The sequence below is a fragment of the Sphingomonas sp. CFBP9019 genome, assembly GCF_034045155.1.
Taxonomy (GTDB): Bacteria; Pseudomonadota; Alphaproteobacteria; order Sphingomonadales; family Sphingomonadaceae; genus Sphingomonas; species Sphingomonas aerolata.
This window is the reverse complement of record NZ_JAXCWK010000003.1, coordinates 747,313-764,903: the sequence shown is the minus strand read 5'-3', so window position 1 is coordinate 764,903 and position 17,591 is coordinate 747,313. Positions and strand designations below refer to the sequence as shown.

Below are 17,591 nucleotides of genomic sequence, written 5' to 3'. Positions count from 1 at the left end.
TTGGCGTTGCATAGAGCCATAAGTCGCCAGCATCAGCAGTACAGACCCGTGTGCCGCATTTGCTTACCACTTGCTCGATGACATCGACAGGAACGCGCCCTTCGGCATGCGAACCGGGCGCAATTAGAAGCGGGGCATTGGTCGCGGGAACATCGTCAAGGTGGGCTCGCAGAGTGACCATGCGCGTGAGTAAATCAAAGGGCGGCGCGACGTGCTGCATGCCGCCCTTGATGGTCCAAGGGCCAAAGCCATCCATATCAATCCGCCGCTGCACGCAAATGGTACGGTCTTGATGCCAAGCCAGTGACCAGTTCGTCTCGGCAGTTTTGTCGAAGAAGATTGCTCTCACCGGGCGGCATCTTTGGCCCAGCACATTCGCTGCGATCGAGTCGATTGCTCCACCGCAGGCGAGAAACGGACGGAGGGCTTCAATGCCGCGGATGCGAATACCGGCTTGCTCCGACGGCAGGTGTGCAAGCGCCGCTCGTAAATCGGCCAAGCTGCCGGCTAAAGCGCCCGCAAATAGCTCCGCGCCGTGATCAAAGAACGTAAGGCGGGACTGATCGTGCATCATCACGGCGTCAGCTAAGCCTAAGCGGTGGGCCTTCGCAATGTCTGCTGTTGGGCGGAAGCTGCCGATCATGCCGAGGTCGGCACCGCAAGGAAAACGAGCGGTTTTCTTGCGAACGACAAACTTCTCACCGCGCCGGGTTTTGCTGCCAGAAAACCCGATACCGAAATCAGTGCGCGCTTGGTCCCCGCTGACCAACTTTTGTCGAGGTTTCAGGCATCGTGCGTGAACGGATCAATATTGTGCGTCCGTCGCACCGAGCGTGGCTTGCGTCTCAGCGATCGTGCGTCTGCCGCATCGATCCGTCTCAGGCAATGTGAGCCGGAAACTGCCCTTTATTGCAGTTTCGGGCGATTATCATTGCGAGCCGCTACACGTAGAGGCAGTCGTCCAGCGGTAGCAACGTGTGACGCCGGAATGCGACGACCGCGGCCTCCTCGGCTTGGCTCAAGGTCGTGGAGTGAGGGGCCTTCGGCCCGGTCTTTAGATCCTCGACCGTCGCCGGCTTGCGCCACTTCGCCACCGTCTTCGGGTTGATCCCAAGCTCCCGGCTCAGCGCCGTGAGCGAAGCTTGCGATCGCTGTATTGCCGCTCTGACGGCGTGCGTGGTCGTGGCGCTCCCGTGACGTACCTGTCCCATACCGCTTCTTTCCATTCCAACGAAGGGATCGCACCATCAAACCGTGGGATCAAACACCTAGGGCTCGCACCAAATCTGCGCTTGCATCAAAAGAGACCTAAAAAGCCTGCGGCCGAGGCGGGGGTTCTTGCGCTGTATTCGGGGTCGTGAAACTGGATGGCTTCCCGATGCTACCCGTCAGAAGTGTCGGCGGAGCCAGTCCGTGATGATGTCGAGCGTCGCGGGATTCCATATCGGCGGAACTCAAGGTGTCCTGCCACTCTTTCGTCGATAACAAACTCGTAAGACGTTCTCGATGATCGAGTCACAATCATAAAGAGCGAGCGTACTTTTTTACGAATGTAGAGTCATAAAAACAACGTCTATCAGCGATAGATACTCAGCAATTATTTTGATTTATAATATATTATACCTTTGCAATTGAATGTTTGATTATTTTTATCAATTATGTTTTCTATAATAGTACTATTTTATAGTTGTTTTACCTATTAATTAGATATTTGCCCTGAAGACAAAGATATTTGTCTTTTTATGGCGGAGAACTGTTCTGTTACATCAATTAGATTGCCCAAGTTAGTACTATATATACGATCAGCCGCCAAAATCGTCTCAAGTCGGTGTGCAATGATAACCCGTGTAATACCCATGCGTGCGACCGCCGTGTTGACCATCTGCTCCTTAGCAGCGTCAAGGGCGGACGTACCCTCATCCATCACTAGCAGCTTGGGCTGTCGATAGAGCGCACGTGCAAGCAGTAGGCGCTGCTTCTGCCCGCCCGATAGTGTTGACCCCATGTCGCCGACTAGTGTCTCGTAGCCCATCGGCATAACCGCGATATCGTCATGGATTGCAGCGGCGGCAGCGCTCTCTATGATGCGCGGCACATCGGGAGTTTCGTCAAATAGCGCAATATTGTCCGCGAGGCTGCCGGCAAAGATATTGTCGTCTTGCAGGACAGCCCCAACCTGCTCATGAAAGTTTTTATGGCCAAAATGGGTAAGGGCAACGCCATCGACCAGCACCTCTCCTGATTCAGGTTCGACTAGTCCAAGAAGAATCTTAACAAGCGTTGACTTGCCACCGCCTGACGTCCCCGTAATTGCGATGTGGTCGCCGGATTCGATGACAAGGTTGATCTTGTTTAGTACGAGGGGATCTGTGGCGCTGTAGCGGAAAGATACCTCACGCAGCTCTATGCGACCGGTAAAATCCGCGGCGGGGCCATCGCGCGCGGCGGTAAAACTAACGTCTTGATCGGCAAGTGCTATGTCCGAAAGGCGCTCGAGGTGAAGGCTCAGCATCCGGAACGTTACTGCCTGATCAATCAGCGACGCCGCCTTTTGCAAAAACTGCGTTTTGTAGGCAATGTACGCGAATACCATACCAACACTAAACCCGCCATTAATTACCATGCGAATTGCGAGCCAGGTAGTGACAACTGTCTCCAATCCAAAGATGAGCGTGTTAGCGACTGTCTGCCAGGCAGTTATACGTGCCATGCCAACGCTGGCGTTCATCGATTCCGCAAGGCGGGTCTGCCACAAAGCGTGGCGCTGCGCCTCGCGATTGAAGAGGCGCAACGTAACAATGCCGCGCAGAGATTCGATCATCGTGGATTGCTCACGCCCCCCGCTCATGATCGCGTCCTCCTGCGCGTCGCGCTGCGCGGAGAAGGTAACGAAACGGACGATTCCATAGAGTGCGAAAGCAACTAGCGCGACTATTGCAAGGATGGCGCTGTAGAAAAACATAACTGCGAATGTGAAGATTGCGAGTGTACCGTCGAGCACTGTCGCAACCGCCCCCTCGGTCATGAACTGGCGGATAGGCGCAATCGATTGAAACCGCGAAAGCACGTCCCCGACGTGACGTTTCTCGAACCATGCCACGGGCAACCGGAATAGCCGACGCGCAATGTTGGTAGCTACGCCATAACCCACTGATGTCCCCGCCGAGAGAAGCACAAAGGATCGCAGAAGCATCGCGGCGGCGTTTATAAGCGTAAAAAGCCCGAATCCTAACGCCAAGACAGTCAATAAATCACGGTCGAGCGAAGGCAGTGCGGAGTCTATAGCCACCTGCATGTAATACGGCGAGGCGAGCACGAAGGCCTGCATCACAATACTAAGCACCAGCGTCTGGAACAGCGCACGCTTGAGCCCCGTGATCCGCCGCCAAAGCTGTGGTAAGCGCAGACGCTCACGCTGGCTCGAGAGTTCAAAATCGTCTGCAGGTCGTAACTCGAGCGCGACGCCCGTAAAGTGGTTTGATACTTCCCCGAGGGCAATCCACCGCGAACTGCCTTCGGGGTTGTGGATCAGCAGCTTGTCGCCTCGAACCGCCTCGAGCACCACATAGTGGTTCATGTCCCAATGGAGGATTGCAGGCAAATGTAGGTTGCGGAGCTGATCGAGTGGTAGTTTAACGGCGCGGGGGGTCAACGCCATGCGATCCGCCATTGCGATCAGCGACTTGAGTGCTGCACCACGAAGCGAGGGCTGAAAGCGACGGCGGAGCGTGCCAAGATCGACATCCATGCCGTGAAAGTTCGCGACCATAGCAAGTGAAGCGAGGCCGCATTCTGCGAGTTCGGTTTGCCGGATCAGGCGAACGCGTTGCCGATGAAGCAAGCCAAGTTGTAGATCGCCGCTCATCGATTGCGCACAGCGAAAATCGGTTCGAACAGCCACTCAAGTAAACTACGTTCCTCAGTTACAATTCTTGCGGAAAGCGTCATGCCCGGTACCAGTCGCTGATTACGACCAAAGGCACGAACCCAAGGCTGTGGAATCTCAACGACAGCAAGATAGAATGGGACAGGACCGTTCGGTCCCTGTCGGACCATGGCCGCCCCCGAAATCTGCGCGACGCTACCCACCACTGTTCCGAACCGCTGATACGGAAAGGCATCGATCGCCAATCTGACATCCTGTCCAGGAGCCATGAACCCTGCGGCGGCCGTTGGTACGTATAGTTCTATGCGTGGCCGTGCCCTTCTTGGTACAATCATCAGCAAGGGCTGATCGGCGGCGACGGTCTGTCCAAGTCTAGCCGTTAGACCAGTAACAACACCATCAAGAGGAGCAGTCAGCGTGTATCCACGCGCGAGCTCCACTTCGGTGATCTTCTGGGTAAGCGCCGCACGGCTGGACTGCATTCCAGCGATTTGTGCTTCCACTCCAGCCGCCGACTCTGCCGTCGAACGATGTGCCTCGGCCATTGCTGTGCGCTTGGCTGTACGCATTTGCTCAAGTTGCGCGAGTTGCTGGCGGCGAGAAAGCAGCGTTGCCTCGCGCGACTCTAGATCTCGCCGACTGATGAAGCCATTGGCCGCAACTTGACGGACTGCTGCAAAGTCGGCGACCGCAACCTCAACAAGGCGGCGCTGGTCTTTAATTTGCGCCCCTATGCTGTTAAGTTCGGCCTTGATCCCAGCGATTGTCTCAGAAAAGCGGCCCTGCTCCGCGCTGGCAGCGCGCATCAACAAGGTGCCTTGTGAGGCAAGGCGCACGTCTTGCTCACGTAAAGCGTTCCGCATGCGACCGGGTGCTGTATCGCCGCCGATCATGTCCTCTTCAGCGCGGATGCGCATCAACACGCTTCCGGAGCGGACGTGCTGACCTTCATGCACCATCAGTTCGGCAACTCGCCCCGGTCTGGAGGGCACAAGGTTCGCAACTCCTTTGTCGAGCGTCACTGTACCCGAAACGGTCTCGACCCTAGAATACGACGCGTTACTGAGAAAGATGATAGCAAGTATAAGCGCAACGATGAGCAAAAGGCTGATGGCCTGCCATGCCATTGGCGTTATGATGCTAACACTACCTTGTAGGCGATCACGCCGGTACGCTGCAACTTCCGGCCTAAATATATTTGGCTTGTTAGTCATAGATATAACATCCTACCATTGATGTTTGTCCGCTAGAACTAGTCAATGCCAAGGTGTATTATAGGCTAAAGCTTATCATTTTAGATTATTACCATATAATATAACTGTATAGCAACCATCGGGTCTATAGAGTTAGTGGTAAAGATTATAAAAAATAAATAAGGGCGCAAGTAGATATACTCACGCCCTTACTTATTAGTAATATATATTAAAAGATATCTCCGCCGATTTCGTAGCCTAGCGCTACACCGGCAAGATACAGTCCAACGTAAGCCACCGCCATTGCCGGAACAATGCCGCCGGAGATTTCTTCAATTTCACTGACTGAAAGCTCAGTCATTCCAATCTGGTTTTGCATTGTGATGCCCTTATGAAAAGATGTCTTTGCCCACATTCCAGCCTATCCAGACTGAGACAAGGTACAACGACACGTATAATATAGCTGACCATTGCTTGGCTTCGCTAACGGAGTTAGCGAATAACTTGCCATCAAACATTTCGATTAAGATGCAAAATAGGCGATTGCGAGTCCAGTAAGGATACCCGCAGCCGCAACACCGCCAGCAATGATAAGCGGGGCGATGCCGCCAGATATTTCATCAATTTCACTGATATCCAAGTCTTGGATTAGTAATGTGGGATTTTGATTACTGACAGTAGAATACAGCATTTTCATCCTCATCAATGATATACCTAGCGAATCCAGGTACGTGAAGGAAACATGAAATTTTTTTCATGTCAATAATTATTATTTTTTTACAAAAATAGCTTTCTACGCCGGATGGACCTCGCCGTTCGCTCGTGGATCATCGTTGTCGCTCCCTCATCAGGTGGAAGAGAACGAAGCGGGTAAAGAGGCTTAATATGAAAAGGGGTCGTTTCCGCTATCAGCGGGTGGCAGCCCAGACTGCGGTGCGGACGAACGGTACCACAATAGCGCCAACAAGCTCTGATCGGCACTTTAATGGCGATGACGTGCTCCCCGTTTTCATGCGGCTGATAAATTAACTACGACGCCGATATTCCTTGGAACTCCCTTTCGCGCCATTCGAAAGCGTCCAATCTCGCCGGTCAAGCCGGCGGTGAGCAATTCCATTCCCTGAACGAGTTCTGAGACGCACTAAGTACCGCTGCCCCCATGCAATGTTACAGCTGACGTGGGACGTGACATAAATACAACGGTTTATGACAAATCCGTAACTTAAGGTGAGAACGAGCTTGCGATAAGAGGCGACATGTACTGATTTCTCAAAATCGGGTTCAGAATACAGGGGAAATCAATGACATTGCCATACCTACTCAGCGGAACCGCGATTGTTGGGTCGTTGTTTATCATGACGCCGGCTTGGGCGATTGAGGCTCAGCCTGATACCTTGGTTCAGACCGCCAATGCTCCGCGTGCCCAGTCGCCTGTTTCCACGACAGCGCCGGTTCCTGACGATGCTCTTCCTGCATCGGAGCAGGCCGAAGCGGCCGACCAAGCAAATGACATCGTTGTTACGGGATCGCGTATCCCCGTTCGCAACACCATTGATGCAGCGATCCCGATCACCAGTCTATCTGCGGCTGAGGTCATTGGTGTACGAGGCGATGTCTCGCTTGGCGATGCACTGAACCAACTGCCCCAACTGCGCGCCACTTCGAGCCAAGCCAATTCGACAGGCTTCATTGGCACTGCTGGCGTCAGTTTGCTAGATTTGCGTGGTTTGGGTGCGGCGCGAACGCTGGTTCTTGTAAACGGTCGTCGAGTCGTGTCCGCGGTTCCTGGCGCCTACACGCCAGATGTCAGCACTATTCCGTTCGATCTTGTGGAACGCGTAGATACAGTCACCGGAGGTCAGTCAGCGATCTACGGTTCCGATGCGATTGCAGGCGTCGTCAACTTAGTTCTCAAGCGGGATTTTGAGGGTACGCGACTTCGTGCTCAAGGTGGCGCTACGGGCTATGGCGATCGCGGAACCTATCTAGTCAGCGGCATCACTGGCGCAAACTTTCTTGATGACAAAGTCAATCTGACGGTGTCGGCCGAGTATAGCCATGCGGAATCGGTTCTCTTCGCTGACCGTAGCTACTTAGGGGCGTATGATGGCACACCGGCATTTATAACCACTCAGATCACAACCGCGCCCAATCGCAACTTTGACGGTATTCCGAATACGACCTTCGTCCCTCGAGGCAGCAAGTTTGCCAATCGTTCGATTGGCGGTACCGTCATCACCAGTTGCCCAATTGGCGCTACACCAGCCAATGCTGCACAACGTGGGCTGGTCTGCACCGGGCAAAGCGATCCCCAAGGTAACCCACTGTCGTATTTTTATAATTTTCAACCAGACGGATCGCTGTTGCGGGATTCACCGTCAACCACCGGTTTGACGGACAACCGTGCCATCGGTGGCGGTATATTGTTTGGGGGGAATGCTACGGGTGTTGAAGGCGCACAGCTACTGCCTTCGCAAAATCGCTTTATTGCTAACATGCTACTGTCGGGTAACTTTTCGTCAGCTTTCAAACCATTCGCAGAGTTTCAGTTCGCACAGGTGAAGGTGGAGCAGCAGAGCGTCCAGCCCTCCTTCACCGGCGGCACATTGTCTGCTTCGTTCAGCCGTACAAATCCGTTCCTTAGCCCAGCTGCGACCGCTACGCTGAACCAGATCTTGCCAGCCAGCCAGACTAATTTCACGCTTAACCGGTTCAATAACGACCTTGGTACCCGGGCCGAGTTTCATACACGGAAGACGTATCGGGGCGTCATCGGCGTCGGCGGTGAAATCTTTTCTGAAGGAAACATTCGCTACGAGATTGCAGGGAACTACGGACGCACAGAGAACTTCTACCGTACAGGCGGCAATGTGCTTGTGGCAGAGTTTAATCGCGCAGCTAACGCCGCCTTGGCACCTACAGGCTTCGCTGGATCAAACTTCGTGCTGAACTCGCAGGGGCAACGAGTTGTATGTGGCGTGAACGCTAACGTCGCCACGGGCAATGCCGACCCTAACTGTATCCCGCTTAACCTATTTGGGCAGGGCCAATTTGATCAGCGCGCACTCAACTACGTGCTACACGAGTCAACGCGTAATCAGTGGGCGGAACAGATAAACGCAACGGCCTTCGTAGCTGGTGATCTCCGTGGGTTATTTAGTCTTCCGGCCGGGCCGATCGGCTTCTCCGTTGGTGGGGAGTATCGACGCGAAGACGCGCAGTCGCGTCAGGATGCGATCACTCAGTCTGGCCGCACCTTTCTAAACCCGGCAGCAACGTTCGATCCACCTGCCGTCGAGATTAAGGAGGTTTTCGGAGAACTCCGGGTACCTCTTGTCGGTGGCGACTTCACGCTACCTTTAATCAACGAGCTGACGTTCGAGGCGGCAGGCCGTATCTCGGATTATGGAGGCAATACTGGATCTGTAAACGCGTGGAACCTAGGTGGTGTTTGGGCACCTATTCGTGATTTGCGATTCCGCGCAAGTTACTCGCGATCGGTTCGTGCTCCCAATTTGAGCAATCTGTTCGCGACAGCTTCCCAGACGTTTCAGAATGGTTTGACCGACCCCTGCGACCAGCCGGGCGGAACCAATTCGTCAAATAACATCACCAGCAATCCCAATCGGGCGCAAAACTGTGCAGCAGCAGGCATCCCGACAACCATCACGTTCACAGACCCTGCTTCCGGGGTTAGCCTGACCCGACCTTGGACAAATCAGCCTGCAGGAGGCGTTGCAGGCATAAACCAAGGCAATCCAAATCTGCTCCCGGAAGTCGGCAACAGCTTTACGGTTGGAGGAACTTTCGCTCCGCTTGCCGTTCGAGGCCTGGCAATCTCGGTTGACTATTACAATATTCGGGTGAAAAACGTGATCTCCGGCCTAACGGGTCAGGCAATTATCGACCGCTGCTACGACGATCCTACCGGACTGGACAACCCATTCTGTGAGGCAGTTTTTCGCCGCACCAGCACTGATCAAATCCAAAACCTAACCTTCAATGGCCAAACCAACCGAACGCTGGGTGTGACGCAGTTCCCGTTCGCCGTATCGGGCAACGGAACAGGTTTTTTAAACCAGCCATTTAACTTTGCGCAGCTTCGGACGCGTGGCATCGATTTCGATGTCGCCTACACCAAGAGACTTCGCGACGATCTACGTTTGAACGCTCGTGTCCTGATTAGTCACATTATGAATCGCCAAGAATATAGTTACATAACCCAGCCCGATCGTTTTGACCGTATCGACGGTCGTCTCGGCGATCCGCGTTGGCAGGGTCAGGTGACGCTTGGCGGCCAATTCGGCATTTTGGATCTCAGCTATAATGCGCGTTATGTTGGCAAGCAGATCGTGTCCGGCTTGTCATATGAAACTTTCTTTCCATCGCAAGGTAGACCAGCCCTCAACCCGGACGCACGACCATTTGTAAACTATGATCCAATCGTGTACCACAATATGAGAGTTGGTTTAAACGTCACTGAAAAGTATCGCTTCTATTTCGGTGTAGATAACATAAGCAATGAGCTTCCTCCGTACGAGCTCGCGGGAAATGAGAACTTCACTAGTGGTGCCACATCGTCTATCTATCCGAATGTCGGAAGATTCTTTTACGCCGGCGCTGAATTCAAGTTCTAACTCGCAGTCATGATAATGAAGCCGCTTGCTGAAGCGGCTTCATTATCATCTCGCGCATTCGAACGATCAAGAACGGGCTTTTTGCCCGATATACTGTAAATATAATCTTAGATGATAATATCCTTATTTTCGTATAAATACTTTTGCTGATAAACGGCGAGATGAATGCGACCTATGACAGATGATAGTCTTCAATGCATAAGGCAGAGATGATATCTTACCGAATTGATATCAATGACAAACCAAAGGTTGTTGTTGCGGGTGATCCTAGGTTGGCTGCTGATGTCCGTAAATGGATGCCAGACGCGCTATGCGATCTGTCTTTGGTAGAAACTGGAGCGTCTTTAATTGATTCTTTGCTTGCATCGAATACTGATCTTGCGATTATCAACTCAAACCTTCCCGATATTGATGCTATATCTATCGTCCAGTCTGTCTCTTCACTTAAAAGACCACCTTACCTTATTATTAGGTCTGACACAGACGAGGAAATTGATCGGGTTATATTATTAGAAATTGGTGCAGATGACTGCATCGCACTATCGTGTGGACCTCGCGAAATTAAGGCGCGGGTGCGCGCTGTTTTTCGCCGCCGTTTTGGCCAGGCGAATCACCTTAACGTTTTCGTGAAAAACCCAGACAACCATTTACCAGAAGCGACTTTTTTGGGCTGGACCTTGGATAGGAATAGACGTCAGTTATACTCTGCATCCGGTGAGGTTACATCGCTAACCCATTCAGAGTATTTGATACTAAATGCGTTATTTTCCGAACCTGGGGTTATCAAAGATCGATCCAGCCTGATGGGGCTAATGGCTGACATAAACCAAGTCTTCGAAGAACGATCTCTTGACGTTTTTATAAGCCGCCTTCGCAAAAAGATTTTAACTCGCGGTCGCAATGACTTAATAGAAACGGTTCGAGGAAAGGGATACAGATTAAGAGTCTCGACTTCAGACCAACTACCCAGTTCAACGCGGTAGTGTTATCCTATCGTAAATACATTAGACTATCTATATAAGTATGCACTTTTGCATATATATATGACCTATAGCATTACAGCACATCAGCCGCGATGTAAAGTTGACAGTAGTTAGTAATAAGTCAGACGACTGCTTGACGGGACTACCAAGTCTAAAGAATTGCAGCGCAAATGCCACGGTCGTCTTATACGTTGCCATCAGCATATAGGACCTGCCGGAAGCGCGGCGCACGCCCGACTGTATTTTAAACTACGCGCGTGCTCGGGGCCGCCCCCACTTTTTCAACACAATCGGGCGGGAGCGGACATAAGCTCGTCGCATAAGTTCTGAGTTTCGGACGTCTCGAAAGTCGCTGGTTTTGCGACAGTAAGTGGCCAAAGGCAGCGTCCGTCGCGTCGTAAAAGGGGTCCTTTTTGAAACGTCGAGAACGCCATTTTCCGACATTCCGATCTAATCTATCATCTCTCGTATGGTACGAACTCAAAGATGCGTCACCGCAATTACAACGGCTTGGTTGATTCTATCAAGCGTGGCCTTGGACGCCCGACTTCCAAGTTTTGACCAAAGGTCAGTGCCACCCGCGCCCCCGGCTGAATACGACCCTATATCCGGTCCGTTTTGGGCTAGAGTGAGCGAGAAGGGCGAACTCGACGATCCGGGGGTGATTGCTAATGCTACCGCGTCGTGGGCCGGACCGAATTTGTCTGCCTTTATATTATGCTTTCAACCGGGAGCCGATCGTGACGGCTGGCAGATTGCGGCTAATGCCCTTCACAACGTTTCGGTTAAACTCAAAGCACAGGGCGCGGTGACAGTTGTTATAGACGGAAAGCGCATCTGTAGCGCCGCTCCTTCGCCCTCAATGGGAAGCAGGCCGCACGTTGAAATCAATGGCGTAATTCGCAGTTAGCGCCGTGGGTTTATGTCCGTTTACCTCTCCAAAACCGGTCATTCCTGATGCAAAAATCAAAAGTTTTGCATCAGGCTAGCACGTTTGCCGGTAACTATGACTGTCTGCCAAACCGCACGATCATCTATAATTTTAGTTCAATTATGGAGAACTCTGGGCTTCCCCAATCATAGCTAAATTGGTCATAGCGATATCCTGTAAAAGACGCTGCTAGATCAATCGGAACGTCAATTAAGTGATCGACGTCGCTATGTACGCCACCGCTTGCGTTTTGCGCGTCTACCTTGGAATTTTCTATTTGTCGCAATTGGTTTGGGACAGGACCGGTTGAGGAAACATCGTATGTTCCCTCCTGTGCATCATGGCTGACATTCCATGTGACGATGCCGTTTTGTGCTGCAAAACACGAGCTGAACATCACATGCTCTTCGACCTGGCATCCGATGATCTCGGTATCGGAGGAGCCAACAATAGTACTCGGACTGACCGCATATTCGAATTCATTAGACCAAATAATTGTCCACCCGGTTGGGAGGGAGGCGGCAGAAAATGGCGCCTCGTTAGCCTCGTCCGCCACTCCAGTGTCCGTAAAACCCATTATCTCGAGCGCGCGATCCTTTGGTAGTCGAAGCGCCACCCATGATATCGAAAAGCCCATAAACCCTCCGTGTTTTTACGCCTCATACCGTATCGGTTATGGCTGTTTCTACAAATGGCGCTTGGATTGGCGTGATGCGAAACTCACAAGATTTGCATCAGGCTCGAAGCTGCGAAAATCATGGCATCGCTTGATGCAGAAATCTGATGCTTGTCGGCCGTAAATGTCCGGGTTTGATGGACAGCGGATGTTCAACCGTAGTCAGGATACCTTCGTCGCCGGCGGAAGTAGCTTCGCTTCGGTGCCCTTGAGGTCCGTATAGGCGCCGCCGTCACCGTCGGCTGTGAAGCGCACCGTGACTTCGATAGTGCGGCCGCACAGCTCAATCGGCCAGACCTCGCTCCACGAACCGGCGTAACGAACCCCATAGACGTCGGCGCCGAGACTAGGCTCTTCTTTGGCGACGCGGGTGACGCCCAGGCTTGCGCCATTCAAGTCACACGCAAACGCGTTCCGCTTGGCGGTCGCGGTCGCCTGGAGGACGGCGAGCGGCCAAGTGTCACCGATCAGCGACTCATTAGCGAGCGATAGCCCCCGATTGGTACGGATTGTAGTAAGCGCGCCCGCGCTGTCCTCGGAGATGGTGTAGCGTACGGGAGTTGCGTCGCAGTTCGGGTGGTGGGCGGTAACGGTCCAACCATTCTTCAGCTGCCCAGCGACGATGCCTTGGAACACGAACTTAACGCTAGTCGCCGGCACAACGCTATCGACGACCGTGCTGGTCGGAGCGCAGCCGCCCGAGCGCTTCTGCGCCACCATTGCGGCTTCCATAACCTGTTGCCGAATAGTCGACGGGGCGGGTTGCGGCGCCGCCGCATTCCATGCCGTCAGCCGTTGGAGAATTAGCGGATGCTGCCCGTAGCCTGCAGTCGTGAAACTGGCTGCAAGGGCCGCAAGAAGCAGGAAGCGAAAACGTGCGAACATGGCGTTGTATCTCGCATTGTGAGCTGAGGTCCGCAATGGATAGACCGTCCGCTAATGGGCGCTTTATGCCGTCTTGATTGTCGCGAAAGGGTTTCTTTTACAACCACCAGCAAGTGTCATCGTCGTCCGATCACCTGCCCAATACCACGTGCGCCATCACTGCTACGCGATAACGTAAAGACGAAGCCAATTTCCAAACCTTGTGGACCGAAAAGCTTTCCGCTGAACGTCCCGGTTTGGCTTCCATCCACACTCGTGATGGTGCCCGATATCTCGTTCGTGATGCTGTTCAGAGTGCCTGTAAACGTCAGCGTTCCCCTCTCAGGGGGGACGGACGCATCGTTGCCGGTTTCCTCGAACGGTAAGGTCGCCGAGACGGTCCGGGCGACATAATCTACCCTCATCGTCGCAACCGACCCCTGCGCTAACAGCCTCAATCGAGTTGGGGTCTGAAGGAAGCTTCTCATAACAGGCGAGAACGTAACTGCTCCAGTGGTAGGTATATCGGTTGCAAAGGTCGGCGATCCAACGAGTGCGATACGGCGCACATCTAGAACTGCACTTGGCGCAGAACTTGTAGAGCTTCCATCATCCGTCGAGTTGAAGCCTCCAAAGATAACGTACTTATTTTGCAAATCTACACGACTCAAAACCACAGTTTCTGCACGCGTGGTTGCAGTACGCCCCTGTAACCATGCAATTTCACCATCATTACGGATGGCAGGCGTCCTAGGTACCGTGGATTGCTCGCCCTCGTAGCGAAACGCGATCATTTGAGTTGCAGCAGCGTATGATATTAAAATTGTCGAGTCGTTCGGTTGAAGCGAGTTCTGAATTTGCAAGGTGCTAGAGCCTGAAGGAGTAGTGGTCTGCAGCCTCGCGCCAATCGCGCGGAAAGATCGATCACGGGTAAAATCAAAAACTTGGTCGTAACTTACTACCGGTGTCGGGGTAGCGGTCGGCGTGGGCGTCGAACTCGGCGTCGGCGTCGGACCGGGAACGATCACCGGGGCATCGTTCCCTGAGTTACCGCCACCGCAACCCTGGACCAAGGCGGCGCCGGTTAGAATGACCATCCAAATTGTCGCCGGCCGATTTGCCCGATTTACCACAGTCTAACCCCTCATGATTTTATACAACCCCCGTTTACTTGGGGCATCGTCTCGCAAAATTATCGACAAGAATGGCTTAACCTCAGCACCTTTCCTTTCAACCCTGCCGCTGCGACAACCGTAATATCGTCGCTTGATCAACTCCGAGGAGGGCCACCGATCTCGCGTGTAAGGTGGGCAAATAGCGACAGGCGCTACCCTCCTTTAATGACCATTTTCCGCGTTCCAGATGCAAAAGTCGCGAGTTCGGCATCAGACCGAGGGTGGCCCAATCCGTGCCCTTCCTTGATGTAGAGATCCGATGCTTCCCAAGCAGTACGTATGTTGCGAAAGGGCTGAGTTTCGGATGTCTCGTATGTCCCGCCTTTTGCGACGGAACTAGGTGTGTTTGAGGACAGAAGCTGGATCAACAGCAGCTGCCCGTAAAGCTGGGTAAATTGTGCTGGTCACAACGCCGAACGCAACCAGCGCTACGATCCAGGCGATCTCGGTGGGAGAGATTACCAAGGGAAGGGAAAGCAGGACGTTGAGCTCGATAGGCGGGTGATCCATCATCGCACTGATTCCGGCGGTGATCGGATCTTTGGCGGCTTTCAGACCGAACCCGAGTACCAAACCAGCCAGCTCGCCGACGAGACCGATTGCCACGCCAACGACAATGAACACCTTCGCCGTGGAGTATCGCGACATGCCCATCGTCCGAAGAATAGCAATTTCGCGCACCTTATAGCGAACCAGCATCACCATCGATGACAGCACGTTCGACAAAGCGATGAGCGTTACCAACGATATGATCAACGTCATGGCCAGCCGTTCCTGCGCCAGCGCCGTGAACAGAGTTGCGTTCATGCTCTGCCAGGTAGCAACCGTATAGCCCGGCCCCAGTCGTTCCTTGATAGCCGCTACGACCGCATCTTGGTGTTCAGGATCGCTGAGTCGTACATTGATTTTGCTGGCGACACTGTCCGTTCTCAGGATCGCTCGAAGGTCGGCGATCGGCATTATGACGCGGCGACTGTCGAACGACTGTACTTGCGTGCTTACGACGCCGGAGACGGCGAGATCGTGGTTATCGACAGCAAGTCCATCACGATCGAAGCGGACCATTGTTATCGCTGCGTGATCGCCAGGAGCAATCCCAAGCCTGTCCGCGAGATCGCTCCCCAAGGCCATGGTTCCTGAGCTCGTGGGAGCAGCGCCTGCAATGCTGTGTGCTGAGCCGTTAAACAGGGGGCTGACGCTTATCTGCGACGGCTGCACACCTTGCAGGTTAGCCGCAAACGACCTTCCGCCAGCGGTAATCAGACCGGAAGCGTCTAGCGATGCGGTTGCCGCCTGCACCCCGCGAATGGATTCAAGCGTCCGTTGCACCTCGCCCGGGCGAGCAATTCGAAGCCTCGGACCACTGACGAACAGGTGGCCGTCCGCCGACGCGATCTGCCCTGCAAGTCGGACCTCGGCGCCATTCATGAAGCTCACGACTAAAACCAACGACGCGACGCCGATCATGATGCCGGCGCACCCGATCGCCGCAATTAGCAGTGCTAAGCGCCCACCTGCGCCAGGGACCAGGAAGCGCGAGGCAAGAAGCTTCTCGAAAGTCGTGAGCAAGGACATCCTTCCAGCAACGCCTGCATCCTAAAAACAGGAGCGTGACCTTATGGTACGATCCTGTTGGTAGGCGCCAGGATGAATGACCACTAGTGCGTGCTAAAAGCGGCACTCGTCGTCCAAGTAGGGCCACCACCGCTCAGTGTCGCGAATTTGCTAAGTTTTGCAACAGAGCCCTCAGCGCTCGTGTTCTCTTGTGTGCTAATGTCGCAAAAGTCTGTTGCAAAATACTTTTATTCTGATACAATTTTGCGACATGCTAATCGGCTATGCCCGTGTGTCCACCGATGACCAAGATCTCCGGCTGCAACGCGCCGCGTTGAAGGAGGCCGGATGCACGCGAACGTTTGAGGAAAAGATCTCGGGCGCAAAGCATGATCGGCCCCAGCTGACCAAGATGATCGAGCAGCTGCGTGATGATGACACGGTGGTGGTGACCAGGCTCGACCGACTGGCACGTTCCACCCGCGATTTACTCGACATTGCCGAGAAGCTGAAAGAAGCCGGCGCCGGCCTGCGCTCACTGGCTGAGCCTTGGGCGGATACGACCTCGCCAGCGGGGCGCATGGTACTGACCGTGTTCGCCGGCATCGCCGAATTCGAGCGCGAGCTGATTCACCAACGCACCAGCACCGGGCGGGTAGCGGCCAAAGCGAGGGGAGGACGCTTCGGGCGCCCGCCCAAGCTCACCCCCGATCAAATCGCGCTAGGCGAGCGGCTGGTAAGCGAGGGTACGTCCGTGCGTGAAGCTGCCAAGCTGCTTAAATGCCATCATGCGACGCTCTACCGTGCGCTGGCAGCCGCGACGTCGGGAATGGACGTCTGATGCCGATCCGTCCCGAACATGTGTTCCTATATCCGATCGATTGGCCGCAGCTGTCGCAGCTCGTGCGCTTTGTCAGAGCGAAGGGACGATGCGAGCATTGCGCGCGTCCCCATGGGCAAAGGGTTTTTCACTTGGGGGATGGACGGTGGTGGGACAGGAATCGTCGATGCTGGCGCGATGGCAGGGGACGGCGCGTGCGACGACCGATGGAGAACATCCTGATCCAAGGCAGGTGGACACCGGTGGTGCTGGCCTGCGCTCACCTCAACCATGATCCTAGCGATAGCGCGCTTCACCAGCTGGCCGCACTCTGCCAGCGCTGCCACATGATTTACGACGGCCCCGAACATCGTCGTCGGCGCTGGATGAACGCGCATTACCGGCGCGCGCTCGGTGACTTGTTCCACGGACCATACCCAATGCATGGTGCCGACTGGATCACGCCCACCCCGATCAGCATGCTCGACGACAGCCGTTCGTTGTACGCTCAGATTCGATAGAGCCAGATCTTACCCCCGTACCCGGATTACGCCTTGGCCAGCGCACACTCCTGAACCAACACCTTCTCCGGCACGCGCCAGGCCCCGGGGATCTTGCGGATCATGGGAAGGGTGAGGGCACGGTGACGCGCCAGTATTTCGGTTGCCCGTGACTGGCCAATCAGCGCCGCCAGTTCCGCGCGCGTGTAACCGTTCATCTCCATTGCTGCCTCGATTGCGCGCACCGGATCTAGCGGCGCGATAGGCCAGCGACGGCTTTCATACGTTTCGACCAACGTGGCGAGCACGTCGAGCCGATCGCCGGCATCCGTACCTTCGTCTGCCCCCCATAGCGCCTCGATCGCCGCGATC

General features: G+C 54.1%; 14 protein-coding genes and 1 pseudogene. 4 read left to right on the top strand and 11 right to left on the bottom strand.

What is annotated here, in order from left to right:
• From SOM18_RS11600 to SOM18_RS11575, 6 genes and pseudogenes are all read right to left on the bottom strand, one after another.
• A partial coding sequence (locus SOM18_RS11600) for a hypothetical protein (protein ID WP_320481738.1) occupies positions 1-769 on the bottom strand: 769 nt, incomplete at its 3' end.
• Positions 770-947: 178 nt separating this feature from the next.
• Positions 948-1,211, bottom strand: a pseudogene (locus SOM18_RS11595) (IS481 family transposase); the annotation flags it as partial.
• A 488-nt stretch (positions 1,212-1,699) separates the two neighbouring features.
• Positions 1,700-3,865 (bottom strand): peptidase domain-containing ABC transporter, encoded by a 2,166-nt coding sequence (locus SOM18_RS11590; RefSeq protein WP_320481737.1) that lies wholly within the window; start codon positions 3,863-3,865, stop codon positions 1,700-1,702.
• On the bottom strand, positions 3,862-5,013 hold the full coding sequence (locus tag SOM18_RS11585) for an HlyD family secretion protein (protein ID WP_320481736.1): 1,152 nt from the start codon (positions 5,011-5,013) through the stop codon (positions 3,862-3,864). The genes SOM18_RS11590 and SOM18_RS11585 overlap by 4 nt, the downstream gene beginning before the upstream one ends.
• 295 nt (positions 5,014-5,308) lie before the next feature.
• Positions 5,309-5,494: a class IIb bacteriocin, lactobin A/cerein 7B family gene (locus tag SOM18_RS11580; protein WP_320481735.1), complete on the bottom strand. Its 186-nt coding sequence runs from the start codon at positions 5,492-5,494 to the stop codon at positions 5,309-5,311.
• Positions 5,495-5,602: 108 nt separating this feature from the next.
• On the bottom strand, positions 5,603-5,770 hold the full coding sequence (locus tag SOM18_RS11575) for a class IIb bacteriocin, lactobin A/cerein 7B family (protein ID WP_320481734.1): 168 nt from the start codon (positions 5,768-5,770) through the stop codon (positions 5,603-5,605).
• A 610-nt stretch (positions 5,771-6,380) separates the two neighbouring features.
• Here SOM18_RS11575 and SOM18_RS11570 point away from each other — a divergent pair.
• On the top strand, positions 6,381-9,716 hold the full coding sequence (locus SOM18_RS11570) for a TonB-dependent receptor domain-containing protein (RefSeq protein WP_320481733.1): 3,336 nt from the start codon (positions 6,381-6,383) through the stop codon (positions 9,714-9,716).
• 194 nt (positions 9,717-9,910) lie between these two features.
• A complete protein-coding gene (locus SOM18_RS11565) occupies positions 9,911-10,699 on the top strand; it encodes a response regulator transcription factor (protein WP_320481732.1) in 789 nt (262 codons plus the stop codon).
• Positions 10,700-11,733: 1,034 nt separating this feature from the next.
• Here the strand turns inward: SOM18_RS11565 and SOM18_RS11560 are convergent.
• The 4 genes from SOM18_RS11560 to SOM18_RS11545 all read right to left on the bottom strand — a co-directional run bounded on the left by SOM18_RS11560 (position 11,734) and on the right by SOM18_RS11545 (position 15,914).
• Positions 11,734-12,207 carry a hypothetical protein gene (locus SOM18_RS11560; protein WP_320481731.1) on the bottom strand — a complete coding sequence of 158 codons (474 nt, stop codon included), beginning with the start codon at positions 12,205-12,207 and terminating at the stop codon, positions 11,734-11,736.
• Between the two features lie 261 nt (positions 12,208-12,468).
• Positions 12,469-13,191: a hypothetical protein gene (locus tag SOM18_RS11555; protein WP_056025106.1), complete on the bottom strand. Its 723-nt coding sequence runs from the start codon at positions 13,189-13,191 to the stop codon at positions 12,469-12,471.
• A gap of 116 nt (positions 13,192-13,307) precedes the next feature.
• Positions 13,308-14,198, bottom strand: coding sequence for a hypothetical protein (locus SOM18_RS11550; RefSeq protein ID WP_320481730.1), 891 nt, complete (start codon positions 14,196-14,198; stop codon positions 13,308-13,310).
• Between the two features lie 483 nt (positions 14,199-14,681).
• Positions 14,682-15,914, bottom strand: a complete 1,233-nt coding sequence (locus SOM18_RS11545) for an ABC transporter permease (protein ID WP_320481729.1) — start codon at positions 15,912-15,914, stop codon at positions 14,682-14,684.
• A gap of 256 nt (positions 15,915-16,170) precedes the next feature.
• Between SOM18_RS11545 and SOM18_RS11540 the strand changes: the two genes are divergently transcribed.
• Both SOM18_RS11540 and SOM18_RS11535 read left to right on the top strand, forming a co-directional pair.
• Positions 16,171-16,740 (top strand): recombinase family protein, encoded by a 570-nt coding sequence (locus SOM18_RS11540; RefSeq protein WP_320481728.1) that lies wholly within the window; start codon positions 16,171-16,173, stop codon positions 16,738-16,740.
• Positions 16,741-16,946: 206 nt separating this feature from the next.
• Positions 16,947-17,240: a hypothetical protein gene (locus SOM18_RS11535; protein WP_244650447.1), complete on the top strand. Its 294-nt coding sequence runs from the start codon at positions 16,947-16,949 to the stop codon at positions 17,238-17,240.
• Positions 17,241-17,266: 26 nt separating this feature from the next.
• On the opposite strand, the gene SOM18_RS11530 is transcribed toward SOM18_RS11535, so the two are convergent.
• The gene (locus tag SOM18_RS11530; protein WP_244650448.1) at positions 17,267-17,527 is read right to left on the bottom strand and encodes a helix-turn-helix domain-containing protein; all 261 of its coding nucleotides are present in this window, start codon (positions 17,525-17,527) and stop codon (positions 17,267-17,269) included.
• Between the last annotated feature and the right edge of the window lie 64 nt (positions 17,528-17,591).